We start from the raw sequence: 2,255 nt of genomic DNA, 5'->3' as shown, positions 1-2,255 counted from the left end.
CGCCTATGGTCGCGCGCTTGCTCTGCTCAAACGCGAAGGCCGGTGCCCGTCTGACGTTGAACACCGACAGATTAAGTACCGGAACAACGTGATTGAATGCGATCATGGCAAACTGAAACGGATAATCGGCGCCACGCTGGGATTTAAATCCATGAAGACGGCTTACGCCACCATCAAAGGTATTGAGGTGATGCGTGCACTACGCAAAGGCCAGGCCTCAGCATTTTATTATAGTGATCCCCTGGGCGAAATGCGCCTGGTAAGCAGAGTTTTTGAAACGTAAGGCCTTTGAATAAGACAAAAGGCTGCCTCATCGCTAACTTTGCAACAGTGCCATAAAAACACGTACGTGTTTAGAGGTACATAAGTGGACAGGTTCCTGACACATAAATTGTGTAAGTTGTATAACTTATGATTATTATGTAATCAGGGTGCTTGATAACCAATTCTGGATCATAAGTAGTTATCTACAGCTGTTTAATGTAATAGAGTAATAGAATTCTGCAACTCAACCAAGAACTGTCAGATCAGACAAAGTTGTCTTCCTGAGTAATTTATCTACAGTCTCATCTAGTATAATGTCGTATTTTTGCTCGACAAAATGTCGTATTTTTGCTAGTTTAAAGGTATGTGAAAACTGATGTATAAGGGAGATGCGATGACAACTAAAGCGAAAATGCAAATGCGCATCAAACGCTCAAAACGTTATGTTTTTATGCGTGATGATTTTAATGACATTGCGAATTATGACCAAATTGGAAGAGTTCTGCGAAACTTAGTTCAAGAAGGTGAGCTAATTAAAGTTGGTTATGGTATTTATACCAAAGCAAGAAAAAATCAAATTACCGGCAAAGTAATGCCAGCCTGTCCAGAAGGCGCGGATGCAGTGATCTTAGAGGCATTAAAAAGATTGGATGTGCAGGTTACGTTAGGAGAGGCTACGGAAAAATATTTATCTGGTCAATCCACCCAGATTCCAGCCTTTACTCAAATTAAAACCCCGCGTCGTTTTACACGCCAATTGTCTGTAGGTCGTAGCCAAATTAATGCCTGATATAAAAAATGTGTTTGCAGATGTCGCTGATGCACTTGGTATTGGTGCAACTTCTATTGTTGAAAAAGATTACTATGTTGTCGAGTTATTGAGACTATTACAGTCTCTAGAATTTGAAACGCATGACTTGGTTTTTGCTGGTGGAACTTCTTTAGCTAAAGCAAATATTCAGTTAAATCGGATGTCTGAAGATGTGGACATTAAAATAGTTCCAAAACCAAATATTGCATTAAGTCGCTCTAAAGCTAAAGTTGTACGTAAACAATTGCTTCATCAAGTACAAGACAAAATCTCTCAATCTGATTTCTTTACAATTGAAGAGGAACCAGTTGTCTGGGATGAATATCGTTATATGGAATTATTAATTCGATATCCTCAGCATTTCAACCAAGCTCCCTGTTTACGACCATTCATTAAATTGGAATTAGTTGAAACAGACTTACTTGAGCCTTTTGAATCTAGAAGTATCACCTCGTTTGTGTATGACTTGGCTAAGAAAGGGAAGCCAGTCGATGCTTTTCCCTCCGTCACAATTGTCAGTACCAGTATCGAGAAGCTGATAGCAATTTTAAGGCGTACAGCGGCCTTTGCTAGAAATGCTGAAAGAGCTGATGATGAATCATTAGTTCGACATGTGTATGACTACTTTAAAATTACCTATGGTAAACCACAAGATTTTGTTTATTTAGGGCACTTAGCTACTAAAGTTATAAAAACTGATATTGAGCGTTATGGTCGTCAGCATACTCTTATGGTTGAAGACCCGATTGCTGAATTGTTATTTGGTTTAAATGAATTAAGTCGTAATCCACTCTATAAAGCCAGGTTTAATAATTTTGTTGTTCCTATGGTGTTCGGGGACAAACAAATATCATGGCAGCAAGCCTATTCACATTTTCAGGACTCAGTTCAACAGATCTTCGCTAACTTAAAGTTGTAAATGTAGAAAAGAAATTAGCTTAAGCACAATAGATTATTTATTTACAATCACTCTTATTACAACTAAATTTGTCAAAATTCTTCAGAGTTTTTTCTTTGAATTCTAACTCGTAACTCATCGAAGATAGAAAATGTGGCACTGTTGCAAATAGTCGGTGGTGATAAACTTATCATCCCCTTTTGCTGATGGAGCTGCACATGAACCCATTCAAAGGCCGGCATTTTCAGCGTGACATCATTCTGTGGGCCGTACGCTGGTACT

General features: G+C 38.7%; 4 protein-coding genes. 3 read left to right on the top strand and 1 reads right to left on the bottom strand.

The window, feature by feature from the left end; genetic code table 11:
- The 3 genes from FTU62_RS17165 to FTU62_RS17155 all read left to right on the top strand — a co-directional run.
- Window positions 1-283 (top strand): DDE-type integrase/transposase/recombinase (locus FTU62_RS17165; RefSeq protein ID WP_180036298.1); only part of this gene is annotated, 283 nt, incomplete at its 5' end.
- 375 nt (window positions 284-658) lie between these two features.
- Window positions 659-1,054 carry a DUF6088 family protein gene (locus tag FTU62_RS17160; RefSeq protein WP_120376154.1) on the top strand — a complete coding sequence of 132 codons (396 nt, stop codon included), beginning with the start codon at window positions 659-661 and terminating at the stop codon, window positions 1,052-1,054.
- The gene (locus FTU62_RS17155) at window positions 1,047-1,994 is read left to right on the top strand and encodes a nucleotidyl transferase AbiEii/AbiGii toxin family protein (protein WP_120376155.1); all 948 of its coding nucleotides are present in this window, start codon (window positions 1,047-1,049) and stop codon (window positions 1,992-1,994) included. The genes FTU62_RS17160 and FTU62_RS17155 overlap by 8 nt, the downstream gene beginning before the upstream one ends.
- Window positions 1,995-2,065: 71 nt before the next feature.
- On the opposite strand, the gene FTU62_RS17680 is transcribed toward FTU62_RS17155, so the two are convergent.
- A partial coding sequence (locus tag FTU62_RS17680; protein ID WP_373684859.1) for a hypothetical protein occupies window positions 2,066-2,255 on the bottom strand: 190 nt, incomplete at its 5' end.

This window comes from Acinetobacter sp. YH12126, from assembly GCF_013418745.1.
GTDB classification, from domain to species: Bacteria; Pseudomonadota; Gammaproteobacteria; order Pseudomonadales; family Moraxellaceae; genus Acinetobacter; species Acinetobacter amyesii.
This window is presented reverse-complemented; position numbering and strand designations above follow the sequence as displayed.